A 20,505-nucleotide genomic window follows, 5' to 3' on the forward strand; every position below is an offset into this window, starting at 1 on the left:
AGCCGTGGTCACGAACGAGGCATACCAGTGCCCGACGCTGTCCCGGTACACGCGCACGCTGGACGGCGGCCCGGGCAGCTCCCGCGACCACACCGGCCGCACCACGATCCCGCCCGCCAGATGCAAGCGACCGTCCTTCAGCCGGAAGCCGCGCTTCGTGTAGTTCAGCGTCGGCTCCGCTTCGTGCTTCTTCTTGAAACGGGGCATCCCGGCCCGCTGCCGCACCGGCAACCGGCCGTCGATGTCCTTCAACGCTTTGGCGCGGGACTTGCCGAAGTCACGGATGAGCTGCTGCTGAGGAACCGACGCACCCTCACGCAGCCACGGCATGCTCCTGCGGGCCTCGGTCAGCATCCGGTCCAGCCGGGCCGGACCACACGCCAGCCTCTCACCGCTCGCCCTCGCAGCCTGGTACACGGCCTTCGACTTCGCCACGCACTCATTCCAGACCCAACGGCACCGGTCCCACTCGGCCTCCAGCGCACGCCGCGCCGAACGCGACAGGCGCAGACGATACGTATACCGAGCACACCCGGCACCATCCGCCTTCGCCCCCACCGTCATACACATCAACCTACCTGGAAGGGCCGACAGTTGGGCCCCATCGGCCCTTGCCGTGCTCCTCCTCACGGGCGCCGACGGTGGACGCCGAATCGCCCTGGCGGCGATTCAACTCTCCCTGCCCTGCTCCGCAGGTGTCCGATTCCTCCCCGCCCCAAAGGACGGGGCATCCTCGGAGTAATCCGGTGAAGCACGGCGGCGGCACCGGCAAGGTCGCCCACTGGGCCTCGCTCGCCGGCCCCAACCACGGCACGAGCACCGCCTGGGCCTGCGCCGCCTGGTCGCAGGCCTGCCGCGACATGACGCCGGGCAGCTACGTCCAGGACGGCCTCGCGGAGGGCGACGAGACACCCGGCGACGTCGAGTACGCCACCTGGTGGTCGGAGTGCGACGAGGTGATCAACCCCCGCGACAGCGTCCTCCTCGACGGCGCCACCAACAACCCGGCGGGCTGCCTGGCCCACAACGACCTGCTGGGTGACGAGGGGGTGTCTCAGGGCGTACGGGACTTCGTCGCCTCGTAACACCTCGCTAGGTCCGGGCCACCCGCTGCAACAACCCCCACGTGAACTCGGCCACCAGCGGCGGCCGTTCACCGTCCTCCTCCTCCGGTACGGAGAGGCGCAGACCCCAGCGGGTCGGTGCCGAGCCCTCCAGCGGGCGGGCCGGAGGGAAGGCGCGGGCCGCCTCGTCGACCGTGCAGGACCAGGGGGTGAGGTCGGCCAGGGTGCGCAGCGGCGGTGCGGGGGTGCCGGGGGCGCGGATCAGCCACTCGTTCCACACCGCGCCCGTCGGGGCGAGCAGCACCTCGAACCGCAGCTCGGGCCAGAGCGGCACCGGCCAGAGCAGCGCCTCGCACTCCAGGTCGCCGATGGTGCGGTGCAGCTTCTCCGGCGTACCGAGCACCGACCGGTACCGGGACGCGCCGGACCGGCCACCGCGCGGCGAGCGCACCATCGCCTGCCACCGCCGGTTGGCCTCCCGCATCCCGGCCGCGGACGCCCCGAGCTCCCGCCGCGCGTCCTCGACAAGACCGGGGTTGTGGTCGGCCATGCGGCGGAGCAGGACGAGCTGGAAGTCGAGGGGGCCGAAGGGGGCGGACTCGGGCATGCCCCCATCGTCGCCGACGACGCCCCATGCAGGTGTGGAGACTGCCCAGGTCATACGGCGACGTCGTCCTGTTGGTGGTCGGGAACTGACGCCCGGTGGCTTACGGCTGGAGAGGTTCCTCTGGTGGCTCCGGCGGGACGGAAGAGGAAGGCGGCTGCTGCCAGAGCGGCAGGCAGGAGGAGGTACGCGCCACAGAAGACGAGCACTGCTGCGACCATGCAGCAGCTCGCGGCCGCGGCGGTCCGCAGGGCCGGCTGGTCGCGCAGTAGCACGGTCGCAGAGGCCAACCCCGCGAGGGTGACCGAGGCGAGGCAGGCCGACGTGGCTTGCAGCAACGTCTCCAGGTCGACGAGTCCGCCGGCCGCGGCCCCTGTGGTCGCTGCTGCGGCGAGGGTGACCGTGGTCAGGCTACGCCGGGGGGCGCCGCTCTCCGCGGCGACCCTCTCCGCGAAGACGCGGGGCAGAGCGCGCTCACGAGCCAGGGTCCCGCCCAACCGGGCGGCCCCCGCGAGATAGGCGTTGACCGCGCCGAAGGTCAGCAGCAGTGCGGCGGCCGCCGCGACGGGGCGGGCTGTCGCCCCGATCCCCTGCTCCAGGAGCAGGGTGAGGGGCGCGGTGGTGGTTCCGGCCCGGGTGCCGAGGACACCGATGGTGACGAGGGCGAGGCCCAGATAGAGAACGGTCACGATGCCCCAGGCCAGCAGCGTGGCCCGCGGCAGATCGCGCGCGGGGGCGGAGAACTCCGCCGAGAGGTGGCTGACCGCCTCCCAACCTGCGAAGGCGAAGAAGAGAATGCTCGCCGCGGTTCCGACGGCGGACCAGCCGTGCGGCAGGAACGGGCTGAAGTGCGCGAGCTGAACCTGGGGGCCCGTCACGGCGACCGTGGCGGCGAGGAGTACGGAGAGCAGTCCCACCATGAGCAGTTGCAGCCGCCCCGACAGGCGTATGCCGGTGAGGTTGGCCCCGTGGGCAGCGACCAGGATCAGCAGCGCCACCACCGGAGCGGCGTGCGTCCCCCATCCCATCGCCGTGGCCGTGTACGCACCGCCGATGAGCGCTGCCGCGGACACCCCCAGAGGGACGGCCCAGTAGAACCACCAGCCCACCGTTCTGCCGAGCCAGGGGCCGAAGGTCCTTCGGGTGAAGGCAGTTCGGACGAAGGCCGAGACGCCGCCGCCGTCCGGATGCCGGGCGCCCAGTGCCGCGAACACCAGGGCGACCGGCAGACTCACCATGACCAGGGCCAGCCAGGCGAGCACCGACCCCGGCCCCGCTGCTGCCGCAGCCGTCGACGTCAGGGTCAACGCCCCTGGCCCCAGGACCGCGCCGACGCACAGCGCCGCGCCTGTCCCCGCTTGCAGACCACTCTGATGCACCATCTTGCTCCCTCTGACGATGAGTTCGGCTGAGTGAGCTGATCCTGGAACGTCCGGGAGCCCAAGAGGGAAGAGGCTGAAGAGAGTTCGGTGGTGGAGGGAGAATGGCGAGCATGGACGAACTTGATTCGCAGATAGTGGAGCATCTTCAGCGCGAAGCACGGATCACCAACCGAGACCTCGCTCACAGGCTCGGCATCGCTCCCTCGACCTGCCTGGAGCGCACCCGCGCCCTGCGTAACCGCGGGGTGATCACGGGCTTCCATGCCGCCGTCGACCTGCGCTCCATGGGACGTCCCGTGCAGGCGTTGCTCTCCATCCAGGTCCGCCCGCTGAGCAGGGATGTCATCGAGGGCTTCAAGACCTATGTGAGCGCCCTGCCCGAGGTGCTTTCGGTGTTCGTCGTCGCCGGCAGCGACGACTTCCTGGTGCATGTCGCCGTCCCTGACGTCGACCAGCTGCACACCTTCCTGATGGACCGTTTCAGCCAGCGCCGGGAGATCGTCAACTTCCGCAGCTCGGTGATCTACCAGCATGTCGCGAACCAGGTCATCAGCCCGCTCGACGGCGTGGAGTGAGCGGCACTGCCAGCAGCCGGTTCTCCACTTCAGTGGTTAGTGCCTCCCCTCAGATGCGGTGCCGTTCCGCCCCGATCCACGTGGACGTTGGTGATCCCGGGGAGCGCGTCGAGGTTCCGCGCGATCACGGTCGGGTCGTGGTCCCGACAGCCCAAGTTCTCGGCGGCGCGCAGGAAGAGCATGGCGTCGTGCCCGTCGGGAAAGAGGGTGTGGTCCACGCTCTCGACCGTCGCGATGAGGTACATCGGTGCGTCGGCCGAGTCGAAGTGGATGCTGGTACCCGGTGCCGGGCTCCAGGGATGTGTCCACTCCCATTCGAAGGAGAGGTCAGGGCTGGTCCGGCCACGGTCGAGGAGAAGGAATACCGACACGATCACAGGGACTCCGTGGGTCGTCGGGCGGCAGCCGTACGCAGGTGCGGCGCCCTTGAGGTGGGTGTGCGGACGGCCGAGAGCGGGGCCATGCGCAGCCCGGCATGGCGCAGGCCGAAAGACCAGCCGAAACGCCATGCCGGGAACCGAGTCAGCAGTGGTTCAGAAGGGCGCGGTGGCGGCGCTGAATGAAGCCGAGAGGAGCGTCACCACAACGGATGCCCAGATGATGAATGCGAGGACGGCGCCGATCAGGGTTCCGTCGTGCGTGGCCTTCCACCCCCGCAGTCGTCGCCTGCTCACCGGCGTCCGTTGCCGATCTTCACCGTGTCCTCGTTGATCTTCTTGACCTTGTCGCGTAGGTCGCTCGGATCACCCTTCGGACTCTTCTTGACGAGGGGTACAGGTGGAATGCCAAGCTGGCCGAGATCGCTCATGAGAACTCCGTTGTCTGAGTTGATCTCTTGGACCTGGCCCGCCTGCGTCGTTCTTTGCCGGGACCGCGCAGGCGGGGCAGGGCGTGCTTGCTAGTCGGCGTGCGCCGCTCGAACCGGCACAGGATTTTCCGGGCTGTCGAGCCAAACCCGCTGATTGGGCGTGTACTTGGAGCCGCCCCGGGTGGTGAGCCCGAAGCGTTCGAAGCCGGGGCGACCTTGCTTCTCCCACCACAGCCACGACACTTCGAGCTCGTCCCACAGGCTTCGGGGCCCTTGCTGCACCACCCCGTACGAGCCCCGCCCGTCCGAGTAGTCGGCCGTCGCCCAGCTGGTGATGCCGGTGTCGAAGAGCCACAACCGGTAGCTGCGCCCTTCGAGTTGCTGCACACGGCAGAAGAGGTCGGGGACCTGGACTCCGATCGCGAACATATGGATCCAGTCGCCCACGCCGTCAGGCGAAACGGATGTCGAGGAGCGGCGTCCGCCCCCGGGCCAGTCCGCCATGTCCACGTACTTGTTCGTGGCGGGGAGGGTCCTTCTCTGGTCACGCATCGACATGAAGGCAGACGAGCGGACGAAGCTTCCGCTGCCGACGCCGCGCTCGTCGATCGTGAGCCTGACGACAGCCTCCCCGCCGTAGACCGGGCCCCACGGAGCGACGATCACGCCGCTCGGGCGGCACTGGGCAATCCACTGGGAGGGGATGTATCGGGCCGAGCACGTGGCGATCACCCTGTCGAACGCGCTCTGCCCGGGGTACCCCTCCGCACCGTCACCCGTACGGATACGTGGCGCGTACCCCGCGCAGCGAAGGCGTTCCTCTGCCTCTCTCGCAAGTCCGCCATCGATCTCAACGCTGAACACCTGCTTGTCGCCAAGGCGATGACACAGCAGGGCCGTGTTCCAACCGTTGCCGGTCCCGATCTCCAGGACCCTGTTGCCGGGTTGAGTATCCAGGGCGCCCAGCATCGAGAAGACCATCGTGGGCATGCTGCTTGAGGAGGAAGCGATACGCCCCGGCGTCGACCCGTCGTACGTACCGTCGTCCCACTGTGTCGTGATCGGCACGTCGGAGTGGACGACGTCCCACCACAGTTCGGGCTCCTCGGATCGCAGAACACGCCGACCCTGGTGGTTTCCTCCCGCTCGGCCCGGCCAGATGGCGTCGGGGACGAACGCGTCCCTGGGAACCGCTTGGTAGGCCGCTAACCAATCGGACGACAGCGCCCCCGACCGCAACAAGTGTCTGCCGACTGCTTCAGGGGAGCCGGAGGGTGTGTTCTGGTTCATCACTTGCCGTCCGCGGGGCCCTGACCGTCGTTGGTGTTGCCCCCTTCGTCCGAACCTCCGCCCCCGTGCTTGTTGCCGGAGTCGCTGTCATCCTGAGGGTTGCCGCCCGTTGCCCTGAGCGCCCACCAAGTCTCCATAGTCGTACCTCCTGGTCGTCGTGGAGTTGCTGCCAGTAACCAGGAAACTGCTCAGAAGCAAGATCAGTTGGCACAAGAGTTGCACAACCACTATGAGTCAAGCGGGAGTTGGTGTTGTCCGTCCACTCGAACTGGAACAGTGCCTTCATGGAGAACACGCCTGCCGCTGGTGAGAACATCGCCGTGTTGCGCAAGGTCCGGGGCGTGGGCCAAGCGAAGCTCGCGCGGGAAGCGAAGATCTCGATCTCATACCTGACGAAGATCGAGACAGGGCTGCGTCCGGCAACACCACCTGTGGTTGCCGCCATTGCCAAGGCGCTTCATGTCACGACCGCGCGCATCTACGGCCAGCCGTTTCTCGGCCCGTCCGAACAGGCCGACCTGCTCAACGACCTTCGCGGAGCGGTCCGCCGCCACACGCTTCCCAAAGAAGACACCCCGCCGAGCGGCGAGTTGGCCGCCAGCTTGAACAAGGCGGCCCAGCTTCGCGCTGACACCCGCTACCTCGAACTCCTCCGGATACTTCCCTCGCTCCTGGGGCAAGCGACGGCGACAGCCCTGGACGCAGGCGGGGACGCCGTTGCGTGGAGCCAGGTCGCGGACGTGTACGGATGCGCGTACGCCGTCGCCCATCGCCTGGGGCAGCCCGACCTCGCCGACATGATCGTGTCCCGCCAGGCATGGGCGGCCCAGCAGACGTGGAACCCCACGGCGGAGGCAGCGACCGCCTGGAACGAGGCCGGGACGTTCCAGTCTGCCGGGCAGTACGACGACGGTCTCGCGATCATCGAACGAGCGATCTCGAAGTACGAGTCGGCCGGCGGCAACGGTCCGGAGTATGTGGTCGCGCTCGGCTCCCTGCACCTGCGAGGCGTTGTCCTGGCCTCGCGCCACAGGGACAAGGGCGCAACGATGGACCACTTGCGCCGTGCTCGGACCCTCTCGGGGCAGATCGACGGTGACGTGCTCCAGCACAACCTCACCTTCGGCGCGGGAAACACGGCCCTCTACGAACTGGCCGCCCACATTGAACTCGACCAGCCGAACAAGGCCACCGAGATGTCGGATCCCTTGATGCAGGAGCCGCCGTCGGGGTTGAAGCCCAACAGGGTCGGGCGGCTGTTCATCGACGTAGCCCGGGCTCGGCTGGCGATGAAAGACCTGGGCGGTGCAGAGGAGGCTTTGAAGAAGGCATTCGCCGTCTCGCCGCAGATGGCGGAGATCCACCCGATGAGCCGAGAGGTGCTGTGCGTGCTGTTCGTTATGCACCAGCGTGGCAGGCCGGATCTCATGGCCATGGCCAGGCGGACAGGGCTTGTCTGACTGGACCCTCGACTGGTCCCCAACGCCCTTCGTCGGACGAGAAACGGACCTCAAGCGTGCCAACGTTGGGTGTACCCCTCCCGCAGCGGTCCGCCGAGAACGTCGAGTACCTGCTGAGCGGCGGCCGTCAACAAAGCGGGGTCCGCCTGCTCGGCCATGGCCCGGTGACCGTCCAGCAGAGCCTTTCCGTGTACCGGGTCAGCGGCCAGCAACCGGCGGGGCAGCCACTTTCCGATGCCTGTCCAGGCGCCATGGTGGGAGAGGAGGAGGTCTGCGGCCTTGCGCAAAGTGAAGTCTGCCAGGGCGAGTTGTTCGTATCGGTCGGCCGGTGAGGCGTCGGCCAGGTCGTCCATGAAGCAGGTGAGGACGTAGCGATCGCGGTCCCGCTCCGCGGGGGTGAGCGGCGGAGGACCGGCCGCCAGCACCGCTTGTGCCTGGTCACGGGTACGGGAGACATGGCCGTGGGTATCGGCCAAGGTCAAGCCCTGGTCGTAGATGAACAGGATCGTGCCCCGGCGCAGGGCCCGGTCCCTCTCGAAGTGTGCAGGTACGTCCGCGAGGGTGTGCAGGAAGAGCTCGACCAGGCGGCCGTCGTGGCGTACGACCTCGCGGCGGCTGGTGTCCCAGTCGGGGAGGAGGATCGCCACGTCCAAGTCGCTGGTCGGGGTGGCGCGGCCTTGGGCGGCCGAGCCTCCGAGGACTGAGCCCAGCGCGTGCGGGAAACGGTCCTTGAGCAGGTCCCGAGCTTGGGCTACCGGAGTTGCTCGATCGTTCATGGGCGGCATCGTGCCAGTCGTGACGACTGCTCGCGGAAGGAACGGACCCGGTAGCCAATGGGCATGCTGTCCATCGTCGCGTACGGTCGGCTCCCGAGGGCCTTGACCAGGACTGTGCTTCCCGGACAGGTGAAGGAACCGTGTGCCCGTAGGCTGCTCCCGAAGTGGTTCGGGCTTACGGACTCGTGGTGTCCAACATGCTTAGTGGCGAACTGATGGGGGACTCAGCACTTCGAAGCCCAACGGGGCTTGGTCGTTGTGTCAGGCCCGTGCGCCGACGAGCGCTCGCTGACGTAGTCCCGCTGGTGCCCGCGGCCTAGACCGGTCGGCCACGGCTCCACAGTTCTTCGGAGGATTCCGCAAAGCGGTCGAACATGCCGCCTGCTTCAGCCCTGCGCAGGTGCAGCAGTGGGGAGTCGTGGCCCACCAGGCGCGCCAGATGGGGCGTCACCAGGGCGTCATTGTCGAAGCGGAACGTCGAAAGCGAAACGTGATTGACGGCGTCTTCAGGGGCGCTGAACCGCACCTCGACGTTATCCAGTGGGCCGAGTCGTGCCAGTTCGTCCAGCGTCATACGGATACGGGTGGAGACGGTCAGCGCCACGGCTTCGATGGCTTCCCGGTCTCGCGTGGTCTGAGACTCCGGGTCGCCGAGCAGAACGCGGATACGGCAGCCGCCTGCGGCTTTCTCGCGAAGTGTGTCGTTGAAGTGCGGCTGTTGAGTCCAGAAGAAGTAGTTCGTGTAGCCCGCAAGGAAAGTATCCGATTTGGCGCCGGCTACCAGCTCGCCCCACAGCGTAGAGGGGGCTGCCGACCGATACGGGTACGTCCGGATGATCTCCCGATCCGCTCCCGTCTTGATGCGGTCGGTCACCGCTTGAGGCCACAACATCTCTTCGTCCACTCCCAGTGCCCTTGCGGCGTCTATGCGGCTCTGGCGGTGCGGCTGGGACTCATCGTCCAGCCAACGTTTCACCGTTTTCGGGGAAACCCCGATTCTCAGAGCTAGGCGCTGAGGAGTCATCCGGGCTTCCGTCATAGCCGACTCTAGTCGCTCATTCAAGACAGCCCCCGTGGACACTTTGGACATCGTCAGCTTAGCGGGTGTCCATCCCAACTGTCCGTAGATAGCGGGCACTTGTGGCCCTTTTGCCGGGCCAGCATTCCTCAACATGGACAGCGAGCGAGAGGGGCAGCGCGATGCGCCACCAACTGAACGACGTGGTCATGGACGTGGAGCGCTGCCTGGTCGGGCAGGTCAAGGGCTACGAAAGCGAGGGAGGCGAAGTGATGTTGGAGCGCCCGAGCGGAGCCCGCTGGTTCCAACTGGCCGTGCGCGTGCGGACGGCAAGCCCTGCGGAGGCCGCGACGCTGAGCGTTCGCACTTCGCTGCAGACCGTCAGCAAGCGAGGCGCCGCCGAAAGCCTGCGTGGAAAGACGGCACGTTAGCCGGGGCGGTGCTGGGCGTCATTGTCTGGGCGTCCGTTGTCGCTGTCCTGGTCGCTGCTCTGGCAGACCCCAAGAAACCCTGAGCGCTTGACTGAATTCAGGTGCTGAAGGTGACCGAGAACCCACCCAGGGCGGTGACTCCTTGCCCGGAACACTCCGCCCGTGCGGAGCGGTGGCAGGCTCACCGAGCCATCGCCACCGCGCTGGCCGCCGAGGGCGGCACCGCCTGGCCGGGGAGTGCCGACGACTAGCGGGACCGTGCCCCCAACTCGCGTACCGCCCCCGGCCGTAGCCCGCCCGCCAGGAACAGCACCGAGTTCACATACCGCGGCCCCCGGAACGGCAGCACCCGCCGAAGCAGGCCCCGTCGTACGACGTGGGCCGTGTTCGCCTGGTGGGTGGTGAGGTCGAAGGTGTCCAGGGGGACCCAGGAGCGGGTCGGCAGGACCCAGCCTCGGTAGCCGTGGGCGGCGAGGAGGTCGACCACCGGGGCCGTGGGCTGAATGCGGGCCTCCAGCTCGACCAGCAGGGCCGGGTGGTCGCGGTCGAGGAGTTCGGCGGCGCCGCGCAGGACGGGGAGTTCGTTGCCGTCCACGTCGATCTTCACGAAGTCGACGCGGCCCGTCTCGCGCAGGCCGAGGCCGTCCAGGGGCAGGCACGGCACGTCCAGGGCGCGGGCGTGGATGTCCCGGCGGACCAGGGAGGACACGCCCCGGTCGCCGCGTGCGGCCCGGTCGTCGTGCGGGAGCCAGAGGTGGGCCGTGCCCGAGTGGTCCGTTGCCGCCGCCTGGACCACCCGCACGTTGTCGGGCGTCGCCGCGTCCAGGGCGCGGGCAAGATGCGGTACCGGCTCCACGGCGATCACCCGGCGGGCGCGCCCGGCGAGCCGACGCGACCAGGGGCCGTACCAGCCGCCGACGTCGAGGACCGTGTCGCAGTCGGCGGGGCAGAAGTCGGCGAGCCGGGCCAGCTCGGGCTCGAAGCGCGGGTACACGGCGGCCGCGAGGGCGCCGACGAGGCGGGCCGGGAGGAGCGGGCCGATGCGGGCGGCGACCGTCATGACGAATCGCCCCCCTCCCCGTCGCCCGCGACCGGCACCGCCGCGGCTTCCTCCGCGATCCGCTTCAGGAGCCGCTCGTGCTCCTCGTCCGTGACCTGTTCGCCGGAGGAGGGCAGCAGTTGCGGGATGCCGTCGATCAGCGGGTAGCGGCGGCGCAGCCGCGGGTTGTAGAGGACCTCGTCGGCTACGGGGGACTCCTCCGGTACGAGGGACTCCTCCGGTACGAGGGTCTCCTCCGCTGCGAGCAGGTGCAGCAGGTGCAGCGGGCCCTTGTCGAGGGGGCAGGCGAGGATCTTCAGCAGCGGGTCGTCGGGGGTCATCAGGGTGTCAACTCCTTGGTGGAGGAGGGGTTCTGGGGAGGGTCGGGCTGGGCGTCGTGGCGGGGCAGGGCGAGCAGGACCGTGACCGCGAGCAGCGTGCCCACGAGCCGCAGCGCGAGCCGCACCGGGTCGTCGGGCAGCGTCTCGCCGAACGCGAGCGTCCCGAGCACCGCCGTGAACAGGCACGTCACCGTCGTGCACACCGGCACGATCAGCGAGGCCCGCGAACGCTGCAGCGCGGCCTGCGACATCACCAGGCCGAACGGGAACGTGATCAGGAGCAGATACGGATACGGGGACGTCAGCAGCGCGTGCACGGCAGCGCCGAGGTCCGTGGTCGTCAGATGGCTGGAGACCCCCTTGATGGCGAGCGAACTCACGCCGTAGAGCAGGCCCACCGCCACCCCGTACTCGGCGCCGTTGGTCGGCAGCCGGTGCAGCCGCCGGGCGCGCCGCTCGGCCGCCGCGTACAGCCACACGCCGAGCGCGAGGGACGGCACGCAGACCAGGAGCACCAGGGAGGCCGGGGCGTGCAGGCTGACGCGGTCGGCGCCCTCCTTCAGGGAGAGGACGACCATCAGCAGGGCCACCAGGATCGCGCCCAGCGCGTACTTCTCCCGGCCGGAGGTCTGTTCGCCGAGCAGGAGGGAGGAGAACAGGACGAGCAGGACCAGGCCCGAGACGAACAGGCCCTGCGCGGCCGCGATGGGCAGGGTCCGGTAGACCGCCAACTGGGCGGCGAAGCCCGCGAGCAGGGCGAGCGCGCCGCCGATCCACAGCGGGCTGCCGAGGACGTGCCGGAGCAGCGCCAGCGGCCGCCGCGTGGACAGCGACGGCAGCCTGCCGAGGGCCCGCTTCTCCAGGACGAAACCGAGGCTGGAGAGCGCGTTCGCGAGCAGGGCCGAGGCGACACCCCACCACATGTCAGGTCCTGACGGCGTGGACGAGCAGGATCGACGCGACGCCCGGCCGGGCGCAGGCGAGCCGGTCGAGCGCCCGCAGCGGCCGCGGCACCCCGTGGAACGGCGCGCCCGCCATCCGTACGACCCGGAAGCCCGAGGCGGTGAGGAACTCCCGCAGGGCACGTGCCGTGTAGAGCCGGAGGTGGCCGACCACCTCGGTGCCGGGTCTGCCGTGGATGCCGCGCAGGCTCACCTCGGAGAACACCGGCTGCACCCCGGCGAGCAGCAGCGCGCGGTTGTACCAGGCGGCCAGGTTCGGCGTGGACAGCATCAGGTGCCCGCCCGGCCTCAGCACCCGGCGCAGCTCGTCCATCGCGCTGTCCGGGTCGACGAGATGCTCGACGACCTCGCTGAACAGCACCGCGTCCGCGCTGCCCGACGCCAACGGGAGCCCGCCGTCGGTGAGTTCGCCGCGTACGACGTCCGTCATGTGGGTGCGGGCGCGGCGCAGCGCGTCCTGGGACCAGTCCACGCCGATCACCCGGTGCCCGGCGAGCAGCGGGGCCGCCGTGCGGGCCGCGGTGCCGTCGCCGCAGCCCACGTCCAGGACCACGGCGGGGGCGGCGCGGGCCGGGCCGAGCGCGTCGGCGAGCATCCGGGCCTGGCGCAGGCTGCGGGCGTCCCCGGAGGCGACCGGCACGGCCGGGTCCTCGTAGAAGTCGCGGAGCCCGGCGGGCAGGGTGCCGGTCACGGGCCGACCCCCTCGTCTGTCTCGGTGGCGTGCAGGTACCGCTCGAACAGGTCCCGCAGCCGCGCCCCGTCCGCCGGGCCGAGCAGCGTCCGCGACCAGCGCAGGGCGAGGTGCAGGCGTCCGGCGGTGGACGCGGTCGTCACGGTCAGGCCGCGCGGCAGCCGGGCCGGGGCGGAGAACCACACGGCCTCCGCCCGGCCCGCGTCCCCGAAGTCCAGGGCGTACGGGACGCGGCCGATGTTGCTGAGCAGCGTCGTCGACGTCCACGGCCCGGCCGCCCGGCGCAGCCCCCGCGTCAGCGCGGCCCGTACGCCCACGGGCAGCACGGGCGCGGTGAGCAGCGCCGCGCCGTGGCCGAGCTGCGGACGGTCCAGGGCTTTGAGGGCGCGGGTGCGGAGGGATGTCGTGCGCAGCAGGTCCCGGATGCGGTCCTCGCCCAACTCGGCTGCCGCGAAGGGGACTTCGACCAGTCGGGTGCCGTTGCCGATGGGCATCGACGCGTCCCTCGGGCGGTCGTCCACGGGCATCGTGATCCGCATCGGCCGGGGCGCCCGGCCACGCTCCCGGTTCCAGTGCGCGATCATCAGCGCCGTCGCCACCATCAGCTGGTCGTTGACGGTGTACGGGGCGTCCTTCGGCCGCTTCGGCACGGGCAGTTCGGCGACGAGCATGCCGTTGCCGGGCCGGGGCTCGGGGCTGCGGCCGGGTGCGACGTGGGCCGGCCGCGCGAGCCCGCCCGGCATGTCTACGGGCGGCACGGCCTCGTCCGCGCGCACCGGTGGAGCGGCTGGCGCGTTGTCCCGGCCGCCGTACAGCTCGGCGGCCGTGGCGAGCACCCGCAGGCAGGCCGGGCCGTCGAGCGCGGTGTGGTTGATGACCAGGAACAGCACGCAGCCGTCCGGCCGTTCGGGGTCCCGTACGACTTCGAGGCGGACCGGGGGCGAGGCGTCCAGGGGCGGCGCCTCGGCCAGGGCGCGGCGCCGGGCCCGCTCCAGAGCGTCCGGCCCTGGCTCCGGGACGGAGACCACCGGCAGGTCCGGCCCGGCGGTCAACTCCCAGGTGTAGCGCCGCCGGTACCAGGGCCCGGGCGCCTCCCGCATCAGAATCCGCGGATGGCGCCCGAGCGCCTCGGTGAACGCCCGGGTCAGCCGCTCCGGGTCGACGCGCCCCGGCAGGTGCACCTCGATGTGGACGGTCTCCGGCTCCTCGTCCTGCAGGCAGTGCCGGGCGATCTCGTCCACCACGGGGAACGGCAGCCGCCGCATCTCCGCGTGCCGGTGCGGTACGGGACGGTCGAGCGCGGTCATCGTCCCTCCCCGGACTCGGGTGCGGGCTCGGGAGGCGTGGCCCGCAGACGTGGCTTGCGGGGCACGATCCGGGCGGCCGTGGGCGGGTCGGCCTGTGCGGAGGCGGGGCCGCGGGCGGAGAGCGTGGGCCCTGCCGTGGGCGTGCCCATCGCCGGTGTGGCCGGGTCGGGGCGGTGCCGTTGGGGCAGGGGCGGCGGCGCGGGCATGGACGTCGTGTCCGGTGGCTCCGAGGGCGTCTCCCGTCCGTCGCTCCGATGCCGCCCGCCCCGCTCCCGTACGGACACGAGTGCCGCGAACAGGCCGGTCAGAGCGAGGAGTTGGGCCGTCGGCGAGAAGGCGCCCACGCCCGCCACCGGGGCCGAACCCGTGTCGAGCGCGGCCGTGACGCCCGCCGCCGCCATCGCCAGGAACGAGATCGGCACGAGCAGCGCGTGCCGCCACCACGCGACCAGGGCGAGCACCGGCACGAGGACCGCGAACGGCCCGGCGATCGCCACGCCCACCAGGGTCAGCACGACCGTGCCGAGCAGCAGCCCCGGCGCGGGCGGCGCGGGCGCGTCGCCCTCGTCGCCCCCGGCGGCCCGGCGCCGGAACAGCACGAGCCCGACGAGCAGCAGCACCCCGAAGGCGCCGCCGATCAGGCCCGCCCGGTAGCTGCCCGCGGGCTCGTACTCCAGCTCCACGGAACCCCCGGCGCCCTCCGGCACCAGCCAGCCCTGCTGCCAGCCGTCGAGCCTGACCGAGGTCAGCTCCTCGCCGTTCAGGGTGGCCTTCCAGCCCTCGTTGACGTTCTCGTACGTCGTCAGATACGAGGCCTGGCCCGCGCCGACCGTCAGGGACCTGCGGTCGCCCGACCAGTCGCCGACCGACACGTCGCGGCTCGTCTCGGCGGGCGCGGCGACCGTGCCGTGGGTGAGCGTCACATCGGTGATCGCGAGCGGACCGGCGTCCCCGGCCTGCACGCGATGCGTGCCGCTCTCCAGGTCGACGCTGCCGTCCTTCTCGTCGTCCGCGCAGAGTGCGACCTCGATCGGCCGGCGCTCGGTGAGGTCGCGGACCGTGCCCTTCGCGCTCGTCGCGTGGAACGTGCCGTCGACGGAGAGCACCGGGCCCTCGCCGCAGCCGAGTTCGAAGCGGCGGTCCGGGTCGGGCTGCTTCGTGCGGTACTCCTCCAGGGCGGGGAGGTACACCTCGGTGAGGCCGACCGGCAGCTGCAGCTTCTCGTCGGCGACCGGGTTGTAGAGGGTCAGCGGGGCCGTCTCCGTGACCGTGATGTCGAGCCGGTCGGTGGTGATCGGCTCGAAGCGGGCCTGCCCGTTCTCGTCGACCGCGGCGACCGTCGCCCCGTCCGGGGAGCTGATCTCCACCTTCGTGGGCCGCGACGACAGGCCGCCCGCCGCCGCGAGGACGAGTCTGTCGACCGGCTGCTTGTCCGGCCAGCGCAGGTGGATCACCGCGTTCTTCCCGCTGCCGCCCGCGATCCAGGCCGTCGTCAGATCGCCGTCGGTGAGGTTGCGCGGCGAGATGTTCGCGCCCATCCGCGCGGTCGAGCCTGCGCTCGCCTTCAGCTGTTTCTGCTGCCGCTCCCGGTCCTTGGGGGACGCCACCTTGTAGAGCAGCTCGTCGAGTTCGCGCCCCGGGACCGCGACGGCGCTCGCCTTCACCTCGTACGCGCCGGGCGTGCCCGTGGTGAAGCGGCGGTGCAGCCCAGGCTCGGTGCCGGACGGGTTGAGACCGCCCGGGTCGGCGGCGCGGTGCAGCGAGAAGCGGGTGGCCTCCGCGTCGGAGTCCTGGGCGTCGGCGGGCAGGCTGAGCATCCGTGTGACCTGCACGTCCGGCACCGTGATCTCGGCGAAGCCCGCCCCGGACAGGCCGGGCCGCGAGCCCTGGGTGTCCAGGATGGTGACCTTCAGCCAACGGCTGTCCCCCGCAGGGGCGTTGATCCGCTGCCGCTGGCCGTCCGGCTGCAACTGGCTGACGCGGCTGCCCTGTTCGGTCTCCACTCGCACCTTCGTGGGCGCGGGCCGTACCCCGTTCTGCGGCAGCGGTGTCACGGAGATCCGCTCCGGCACGTCGGTGGCCTCGTCGAAGCCGATGCGCAGCCACTCGCCGTTCGGCGAACCGGCGCTGCCCTCGGCCCAGCCGGTGTCCGCCGAGCCGTCGAAGGCGTTCACCGGGTCGTACTGCGGCAGGTGGAACAGCCAGTTTCCGGACGAGGACGCGGTCACCGACTTCGCGCCGCGCAGCGCGGCCGTCGTCTGATGCTCCACGCCTTCGGTCGGCAGGATCTGCTTCGGCTCCTCGCCGGGGTCCTGAAGGCTCCCGCTGTGGTTCCGCTCCTCGGGCGTGTACGTGTACGACGTGTTGGCGTTGACGAGGCCGAACCGCGTGTCGGCGCGGCGCAGCCCGTCCCCGACCGCCTGCAGCGGGGCCTTGCCGAGGCCCGGGTGGTGGTCGCCGGTGAGCACCGCGGGCCGGTTCCGCATCGCCGGGTCGGCGGAGAGCGGCAGCAGCGACTCGGGGCCGCCGCTGACGACGGCGGTGTCCGCGACGGCCTTCAGACCGGCCCGCCCGGGCTCCTTCACGTCGTCGGCGGGGCGGTAGATCTCCACGGCGCGGGAGCGCGGGTAGAGGCCCTCGACCTGGATCGGGGTGTCGTCCGCGATCCGCCCGCCGGTGGTCTGCGGGCCGAATCCGGTCACGCGCTCGTACCCGGACGCCTCCAGGGTCCGCTTCACCGTGGCCGTCGGCACGTACCCGATCTGGTCCGGGTCCAGGTCGTTGCGGACCACCACGTGGTGCAGGCCCGCACGCCCCAAGTAGTCCTGCAGCCCCGGGACTTGGCCGCCGGTCTGCAGGGCCTGCTCGACGGCGTCCATCGCGCGGCGGTTGCCGGGCGCGCCGAACGGCACGTAGTCGCGCTGCGCCCAGCGGGACTCGGCGAGCACGTCGAGGGGCTGGTCGATGGGCGAGCCCCAGGTGTAGATGCCGTGCGCGGTGGCGGGCACGACGAGGGCGCGCGAGTCGGGGGCGTGCTTCTTCAGCCAGCTCGCCGTGGACTTCCAGTGGCCCGGCAGCTCCTTGAACGCGCCCGGCTGGAGGATCGAGCCGTTCACGTACGGAAGGACAAGGCCGGGAAGCACCAGGACCGCGGCGATCAGCGGGGCGAAGCGGCGGGCGCGCACCGGACGGGCGCCGCGGGCCTCGGCGGCGACACCCACGAGGTGCGCGAGGCCGAGGGCGAGGGCGAGCGCGAGACCCGTCTGGAACTTGTAGATGTTGCGGAACGGCACGAACACCCCGTCGAGCAGGGACTGCACCGCCCCGTGGAAGGGCGCCCCGAACGCGCCGCCGTACCCGGCGAGGGTGATCAGCGCGACGCTCGCGACGGTCATCACCAGCCAGCGCCGCTCGGGCAGATCGCGGCGGGCGAGCCCGGCGAGGCCGAGCGCCGCGGCGAACGCCGAGCCGAGGACGGCGAGCCAGGCCGTGGCGACGGTCCACCCGGCGGGCAGCCAGGCCTCACCGAAGTGCAGATACGCCACCCAGTTGCCGGCGCCGCGCAGCGTCTCCGTCGCGGACATCGTGTCGGTGGTGGTCTGCGCGGACTCCACGTACGCCAGGAAGTTCTCGCCGTACACGCCGAGCAGCAGCAGCGGAACCACCCACCAGGCCGTGGCGAGCAGCACGCCCGGCACCCACCAGGCGATCAGCTTCCGCTTGCGCGCGCCGCCGGGCCGGGACAGCAGATACAGGCCGACCGGCAGCAGCGAGGCGAGCACCGAAGCCGCGTTGACGCCGCCCATGAACGGGATGACGAGCGCCGACCTGAGCGCCGCGACCCGCGCGCTCACCGCCTGGTTCGTCAACGGCAGCAGCACCCACGGCAGTACGGCACCCGGCAGCGCCGCCGCCGAGGTCGAGCCCACGACCACGGTGTACGTCGGCCACAGCGCGAACGCCGCCGCCGCGAGCAGCCGGGACCTGGACGAGCCGACACCGAGGCGCTCGGCCAGGCGGAGCGCGCCCCAGAACGCGGTGGCGACGATCAGCGACATCCACAGCCGCTCCGCCAGCCACACCGGGAGCTGCACGAGGTCCGCGAGCCCGTAGAACGGCAGCGACGGGAACGCGTAGCCGACGTACTGGTTGAAGATCCCGCCGAACCCGCCCTGGTCCTGCCAGAGTTCGCCGAGGTCGCCGAGGAACCGCCACGGGTCCGTGGCCACGCCCAGCTTCGTCTCGAACGTCATCAGCCCCGGAGCGGCTGCGACGAAGAGGACGAACGCCACGGCCCAGAAGCCGGCCAGCCACCACCGTGACCGTGGCCCCGAGGGCGGCCCCGGCGGGGCACCCGGAGTGGGACGGGGCGCCTGGGGAGGCAGCTGTGGAGCCTGGACCGTGCTGGTCATGGACACCGCCGGAGAAGGAGAAGAAGGTTCCAGGTGGCGAACTCGCGGAGCACCGGCACCTTGGGCACCGTCTCCGCGAGGAACGGCCAGTACCGGGACCTGGCCGACAGGACACTCACGTCGTCACGGGCCCGCACCTGCCTGAGGGTGGGCCCCACGTGGATGGCGAAGAGGTTCTCGCCGAGGGTGTGCTTGGCCCGCCTGCCGGTGCGCCGGCGGTAGCGGGCCACGGCGCGGTCGGCGCCCAGATAGTGCCAGGGCGCCCACTCGTGACCGCCCCAGGGCGAGTACCAGTTGGTGAACGACACATAGATGAGCCCGCCGGGGCGGGTGACGCGCACCATCTCGCTGAGGAACGTCACCGGGTCGTCGACGTGCTCCAGGACGTTCGAGGAGAACGCGACATCCGCGACCCCGTCCGCGAGCGGCAGCAGATACCCGTCCGCGCGCACGGTCCCGGTGGCGGGCTCCTCGCCCAGCTCCCCGGAGTCCGGCTCGAAGAGGTACGCCTGCGCCCCGCGCCGCCGGAACTCCTCGGTGAAGTACCCGGCCCCGCCCCCGACATCGACGACGGTACGCCCGGCGAGCGGTCCGTACGCCGCCTCGACCTGGTCGGCGGCGTCGCGGGCGAGGAGGGTGTAGCAGTGGGCGGGGTCCTGCTGTTCGCGCAGGAAGGCGCGGAAGAGGGTGAGGGATCTTCGGAACGAGGGGTCCTTCAACTTGTCCGTGGTGGCCGCCGCTGGGGCTCCGCCCCCGGCCCCCCGGTCCTCAAGCGCCGGACGGGCTGATTTTGGCACCTGGTTCCTCACCGTCGCCCTGCCTCGACGGACTCGACGGCCACCTCACGGAACCGGCGCACCGTATTCGCCCACCGATAGTCCGCCGCCCGGCTCGCCGCCGCCTTGCCCATCGCCGTACGCCGCTCCGCGGACAGCGTCAGGGAGCACCAAGCGGCGGCGAATGACGATTCCCCCCGCGCCAGCACCCCCGTCACCCCGTCCTCGACGGAGTCGCGCAGGCCCGGTACGTCGAAGCCGATCGCCGGGGTGCCGCGGGTGGCGGCCTCCGTGACGACCAGGCCCCAGCCCTCCACCGCGGACGGGTGGAGCAGCAGCCAGGACGCGCAGAGCAGCCGGTGCTTCTCGGCCTCCGAGACGTGGCCCGCGAACTCCACGGAGGGGCCCGCGAGTTGTTCGAGCCGACCGCGCTCAGGACCGTCGCCGACGATCACCAGGCGGCCGCCGGTCACGGGCCGGACCCGCTCCCAGAGCCGCAGCAGCAGATCGATGCGCTTGTACTCGACGAGCCGTCCCATCGCGAGGAACAGCGGTTCCTCGGAGCGCGGTTCGAGCGGCCCCGGGTCGTCGACGCCGTTGTGCACGACGCGTATCCGGTCGCCGGGCACGCCGATGTCGCGCAGCGCGTCGGCCGTGGACGGGGAGACGGCCACCAGGAGGTTGCCGCGCTGCGCCCCGGCGAGCGCCCAGTGCTCCAGGCGCTTGCCGAGCCGGGCGGCGGGGCCGGGATAGCGCATGCCCCAGAGCTCGGTGTGGACGTGGTTGACGAGGCAGAGCGTGGGCCCGCGATGCCACAGCGGTGCCAGGTACGGCATGCCGTTGCAGACCTCGACGAGCAGATCGCAGTCGCCCACCTGGCGGGTGAACGCGGACCGCGCCCTCAGGTAGTGCCCGAGGTCGCCGCCCGCCGAGACCACGCGGTAGTCGCGGTACGCGGCCGGGCCGCCGCAGAGCAGCGTCACCTGGTGGCCGCTGCGGGTCAGTCCCCCGGCGAGCTGGTCGACGAGGAGTTCGGAGCCGCCCGCGGCCGGGTTGCCGAGGTCGCGGCGGGACAGGAACACGATCCGGCGCGGGTGCGGGGGACGGGCGCCGGACGGTGCGGGGGCGAGGGCCTGAGCGTCCACGGGTTCAGCCTGGAGGGCGGCCGGGGCGCGCAGCGTGGGAGGTACGTGCTGGGGCATCCGTGCTCCAACTCGTCTCGGGGTGCGGAACTGATGTGGGGGGGGAGCGGACCGCACGGGGCGGGGTGGTGCGCGGTGCGTACGAAGGTGCGGGACGGACATGCGGGGATGTGCGGGGACGGACGTGCGGGGATGTGCGGGACGGACGTGCGGGACCGTGCGTGGACGGGCGTGCGGGGATGTGCGGGTGCCGTGCGTTCGGGGTGGTGCGGATCGCCTGGTCGTCTCTGTGGTGTCGCTGTGTGCGTTCGGTGTGATGAGTGGGTGGGGGTCGCCAGTTTTCGCCCCGGCGTTCGATGCGGCTACTCACCGAGGTGACAATTTCGCCCTCGGTTCCCGCCGCCGACACATCACTTCGTGCGGTAAT

General features: G+C 71.1%; 21 protein-coding genes and 1 pseudogene. 5 read left to right on the forward strand and 17 right to left on the reverse strand.

The window, feature by feature from the left end:
• A pseudogene (locus QIT00_RS14740) lies at nt 1-564 on the reverse strand (RNA-guided endonuclease TnpB family protein); the annotation flags it as partial.
• A 182-nt stretch (nt 565-746) separates the two neighbouring features.
• Between QIT00_RS14740 and QIT00_RS14745 the strand changes: the two are divergent.
• Nucleotides 747-1,085, forward strand: coding sequence for a hypothetical protein (locus QIT00_RS14745; RefSeq protein ID WP_282535694.1), 339 nt, complete (start codon nt 747-749; stop codon nt 1,083-1,085).
• A 7-nt stretch (nt 1,086-1,092) separates the two neighbouring features.
• On the opposite strand, the gene QIT00_RS14750 is transcribed toward QIT00_RS14745, so the two are convergent.
• Both QIT00_RS14750 and QIT00_RS14755 read right to left on the reverse strand, forming a co-directional pair.
• Nucleotides 1,093-1,671: a hypothetical protein gene (locus tag QIT00_RS14750; RefSeq protein WP_282535695.1), complete on the reverse strand. Its 579-nt coding sequence runs from the start codon at nt 1,669-1,671 to the stop codon at nt 1,093-1,095.
• A gap of 50 nt (nt 1,672-1,721) precedes the next feature.
• Nucleotides 1,722-3,050 (reverse strand): APC family permease, encoded by a 1,329-nt coding sequence (locus QIT00_RS14755; protein WP_282535696.1) that lies wholly within the window; start codon nt 3,048-3,050, stop codon nt 1,722-1,724.
• 110 nt (nt 3,051-3,160) lie between these two features.
• On the opposite strand from QIT00_RS14755, the gene QIT00_RS14760 reads away from it, so the two are divergent.
• Nucleotides 3,161-3,625: an Lrp/AsnC family transcriptional regulator gene (locus tag QIT00_RS14760; RefSeq protein ID WP_282535697.1), complete on the forward strand. Its 465-nt coding sequence runs from the start codon at nt 3,161-3,163 to the stop codon at nt 3,623-3,625.
• Between the two features lie 29 nt (nt 3,626-3,654).
• Here QIT00_RS14760 and QIT00_RS14765 read toward each other — a convergent pair whose 3' ends face one another.
• The 4 genes from QIT00_RS14765 to QIT00_RS14780 all read right to left on the reverse strand — a co-directional run bounded on the left by QIT00_RS14765 (nt 3,655) and on the right by QIT00_RS14780 (nt 5,860).
• The gene (locus tag QIT00_RS14765; RefSeq protein WP_282535698.1) at nt 3,655-3,996 is read right to left on the reverse strand and encodes a hypothetical protein; all 342 of its coding nucleotides are present in this window, start codon (nt 3,994-3,996) and stop codon (nt 3,655-3,657) included.
• A gap of 299 nt (nt 3,997-4,295) precedes the next feature.
• Nucleotides 4,296-4,433 carry a hypothetical protein gene (locus tag QIT00_RS14770; RefSeq protein WP_282535699.1) on the reverse strand — a complete coding sequence of 46 codons (138 nt, stop codon included), beginning with the start codon at nt 4,431-4,433 and terminating at the stop codon, nt 4,296-4,298.
• A gap of 90 nt (nt 4,434-4,523) precedes the next feature.
• A complete protein-coding gene (locus tag QIT00_RS14775) occupies nt 4,524-5,723 on the reverse strand; it encodes a methyltransferase domain-containing protein (protein ID WP_282535871.1) in 1,200 nt (399 codons plus the stop codon).
• Entirely contained in the window at nt 5,723-5,860 is a 138-nt protein-coding gene (locus QIT00_RS14780) for a hypothetical protein (RefSeq protein ID WP_282516554.1), read from the reverse strand. Before QIT00_RS14780 ends, QIT00_RS14775 begins: the two co-directional genes overlap by 1 nt.
• A gap of 147 nt (nt 5,861-6,007) precedes the next feature.
• Here QIT00_RS14780 and QIT00_RS14785 point away from each other — a divergent pair, with 147 nt between their 5' ends.
• The gene (locus tag QIT00_RS14785) at nt 6,008-7,183 is read left to right on the forward strand and encodes a helix-turn-helix domain-containing protein (RefSeq protein ID WP_282535700.1); all 1,176 of its coding nucleotides are present in this window, start codon (nt 6,008-6,010) and stop codon (nt 7,181-7,183) included.
• A gap of 50 nt (nt 7,184-7,233) precedes the next feature.
• Here the strand turns inward: QIT00_RS14785 and QIT00_RS14790 are convergent, their stop codons facing one another.
• Together QIT00_RS14790 and QIT00_RS14795 are read right to left on the reverse strand one after the other, a co-directional pair.
• Entirely contained in the window at nt 7,234-7,959 is a 726-nt protein-coding gene (locus QIT00_RS14790; RefSeq protein ID WP_282535701.1) for a nucleotidyltransferase domain-containing protein, read from the reverse strand.
• Nucleotides 7,960-8,275: 316 nt separating this feature from the next.
• A complete protein-coding gene (locus QIT00_RS14795) occupies nt 8,276-8,851 on the reverse strand; it encodes an XRE family transcriptional regulator (RefSeq protein WP_282535872.1) in 576 nt (191 codons plus the stop codon).
• 308 nt (nt 8,852-9,159) lie between these two features.
• On the opposite strand from QIT00_RS14795, the gene QIT00_RS14800 reads away from it, so the two are divergent.
• Both QIT00_RS14800 and QIT00_RS14805 read left to right on the forward strand, forming a co-directional pair.
• Entirely contained in the window at nt 9,160-9,408 is a 249-nt protein-coding gene (locus QIT00_RS14800; RefSeq protein WP_282535702.1) for a hypothetical protein, read from the forward strand.
• A 110-nt stretch (nt 9,409-9,518) separates the two neighbouring features.
• Complete coding sequence (locus tag QIT00_RS14805; protein WP_282535703.1) at nt 9,519-9,659, forward strand: hypothetical protein; 141 nt, start codon at nt 9,519-9,521, stop codon at nt 9,657-9,659.
• On the opposite strand, the gene QIT00_RS14810 is transcribed toward QIT00_RS14805, so the two are convergent.
• The 8 genes from QIT00_RS14810 to QIT00_RS14845 form a co-directional block, all read right to left on the reverse strand.
• Nucleotides 9,656-10,468, reverse strand: a complete 813-nt coding sequence (locus QIT00_RS14810) for an FkbM family methyltransferase (protein WP_282535704.1) — start codon at nt 10,466-10,468, stop codon at nt 9,656-9,658. The genes QIT00_RS14805 and QIT00_RS14810 overlap by 4 nt on opposite strands.
• A complete protein-coding gene (locus QIT00_RS14815) occupies nt 10,465-10,788 on the reverse strand; it encodes a Trm112 family protein (protein WP_282535705.1) in 324 nt (107 codons plus the stop codon). Before QIT00_RS14815 ends, QIT00_RS14810 begins: the two co-directional genes overlap by 4 nt.
• Nucleotides 10,788-11,711: a hypothetical protein gene (locus QIT00_RS14820; RefSeq protein WP_282535706.1), complete on the reverse strand. Its 924-nt coding sequence runs from the start codon at nt 11,709-11,711 to the stop codon at nt 10,788-10,790. The genes QIT00_RS14815 and QIT00_RS14820 overlap by 1 nt, the downstream gene beginning before the upstream one ends.
• Before the next feature lies 1 nt (nt 11,712).
• Nucleotides 11,713-12,441 carry a class I SAM-dependent methyltransferase gene (locus QIT00_RS14825; RefSeq protein WP_282535707.1) on the reverse strand — a complete coding sequence of 243 codons (729 nt, stop codon included), beginning with the start codon at nt 12,439-12,441 and terminating at the stop codon, nt 11,713-11,715.
• Entirely contained in the window at nt 12,438-13,748 is a 1,311-nt protein-coding gene (locus tag QIT00_RS14830; protein WP_282535708.1) for a condensation protein, read from the reverse strand. Before QIT00_RS14830 ends, QIT00_RS14825 begins: the two co-directional genes overlap by 4 nt.
• A complete protein-coding gene (locus tag QIT00_RS14835; RefSeq protein ID WP_282535709.1) occupies nt 13,745-18,160 on the reverse strand; it encodes an alpha-(1->3)-arabinofuranosyltransferase domain-containing protein in 4,416 nt (1,471 codons plus the stop codon). Before QIT00_RS14835 ends, QIT00_RS14830 begins: the two co-directional genes overlap by 4 nt.
• Nucleotides 18,157-18,879: a class I SAM-dependent methyltransferase gene (locus QIT00_RS14840; protein WP_282535710.1), complete on the reverse strand. Its 723-nt coding sequence runs from the start codon at nt 18,877-18,879 to the stop codon at nt 18,157-18,159. The genes QIT00_RS14835 and QIT00_RS14840 overlap by 4 nt, the downstream gene beginning before the upstream one ends.
• An 86-nt stretch (nt 18,880-18,965) precedes the next feature.
• On the reverse strand, nt 18,966-20,138 hold the full coding sequence (locus QIT00_RS14845) for a glycosyltransferase family 4 protein (RefSeq protein WP_282535711.1): 1,173 nt from the start codon (nt 20,136-20,138) through the stop codon (nt 18,966-18,968).
• Nucleotides 20,139-20,505: the final 367 nt, after the last annotated feature.

The sequence above is a fragment of the Streptomyces luteolus genome (genome assembly GCF_029968015.1).
Classification (GTDB): Bacteria; Actinomycetota; Actinomycetes; order Streptomycetales; family Streptomycetaceae; genus Streptomyces; species Streptomyces luteolus.

What these genes read in the sequence shown, in the direction of transcription:
- QIT00_RS14785 (WP_282535700.1), top strand. Translation starts at nt 6,008, where the DNA reads ATGGAGAACACGCCTGCCGCTGGTGAGAACATCGCCGTGTTGCGCAAG.
- QIT00_RS14845 (WP_282535711.1), bottom strand. Translation starts at nt 20,138, where the DNA reads ATGCCCCAGCACGTACCTCCCACGCTGCGCGCCCCGGCCGCCCTCCAG.
- QIT00_RS14800 (WP_282535702.1), top strand. Translation starts at nt 9,160, where the DNA reads ATGCGCCACCAACTGAACGACGTGGTCATGGACGTGGAGCGCTGCCTG.
- QIT00_RS14755 (WP_282535696.1), bottom strand. Translation starts at nt 3,050, where the DNA reads ATGGTGCATCAGAGTGGTCTGCAAGCGGGGACAGGCGCGGCGCTGTGC.
- QIT00_RS14830 (WP_282535708.1), bottom strand. Translation starts at nt 13,748, where the DNA reads ATGACCGCGCTCGACCGTCCCGTACCGCACCGGCACGCGGAGATGCGG.
- QIT00_RS14775 (WP_282535871.1), bottom strand. Translation starts at nt 5,723, where the DNA reads ATGAACCAGAACACACCCTCCGGCTCCCCTGAAGCAGTCGGCAGACAC.
- QIT00_RS14770 (WP_282535699.1), bottom strand. Translation starts at nt 4,433, where the DNA reads ATGAGCGATCTCGGCCAGCTTGGCATTCCACCTGTACCCCTCGTCAAG.
- QIT00_RS14790 (WP_282535701.1), bottom strand. Translation starts at nt 7,959, where the DNA reads ATGAACGATCGAGCAACTCCGGTAGCCCAAGCTCGGGACCTGCTCAAG.
- QIT00_RS14750 (WP_282535695.1), bottom strand. Translation starts at nt 1,671, where the DNA reads ATGCCCGAGTCCGCCCCCTTCGGCCCCCTCGACTTCCAGCTCGTCCTG.
- QIT00_RS14815 (WP_282535705.1), bottom strand. Translation starts at nt 10,788, where the DNA reads ATGACCCCCGACGACCCGCTGCTGAAGATCCTCGCCTGCCCCCTCGAC.
- QIT00_RS14795 (WP_282535872.1), bottom strand. Translation starts at nt 8,851, where the DNA reads ATGTTGTGGCCTCAAGCGGTGACCGACCGCATCAAGACGGGAGCGGAT.
- QIT00_RS14780 (WP_282516554.1), bottom strand. Translation starts at nt 5,860, where the DNA reads ATGGAGACTTGGTGGGCGCTCAGGGCAACGGGCGGCAACCCTCAGGAT.
- QIT00_RS14820 (WP_282535706.1), bottom strand. Translation starts at nt 11,711, where the DNA reads ATGTGGTGGGGTGTCGCCTCGGCCCTGCTCGCGAACGCGCTCTCCAGC.
- QIT00_RS14835 (WP_282535709.1), bottom strand. Translation starts at nt 18,160, where the DNA reads ATGACCAGCACGGTCCAGGCTCCACAGCTGCCTCCCCAGGCGCCCCGT.
- QIT00_RS14760 (WP_282535697.1), top strand. Translation starts at nt 3,161, where the DNA reads ATGGACGAACTTGATTCGCAGATAGTGGAGCATCTTCAGCGCGAAGCA.
- QIT00_RS14810 (WP_282535704.1), bottom strand. Translation starts at nt 10,468, where the DNA reads ATGACGGTCGCCGCCCGCATCGGCCCGCTCCTCCCGGCCCGCCTCGTC.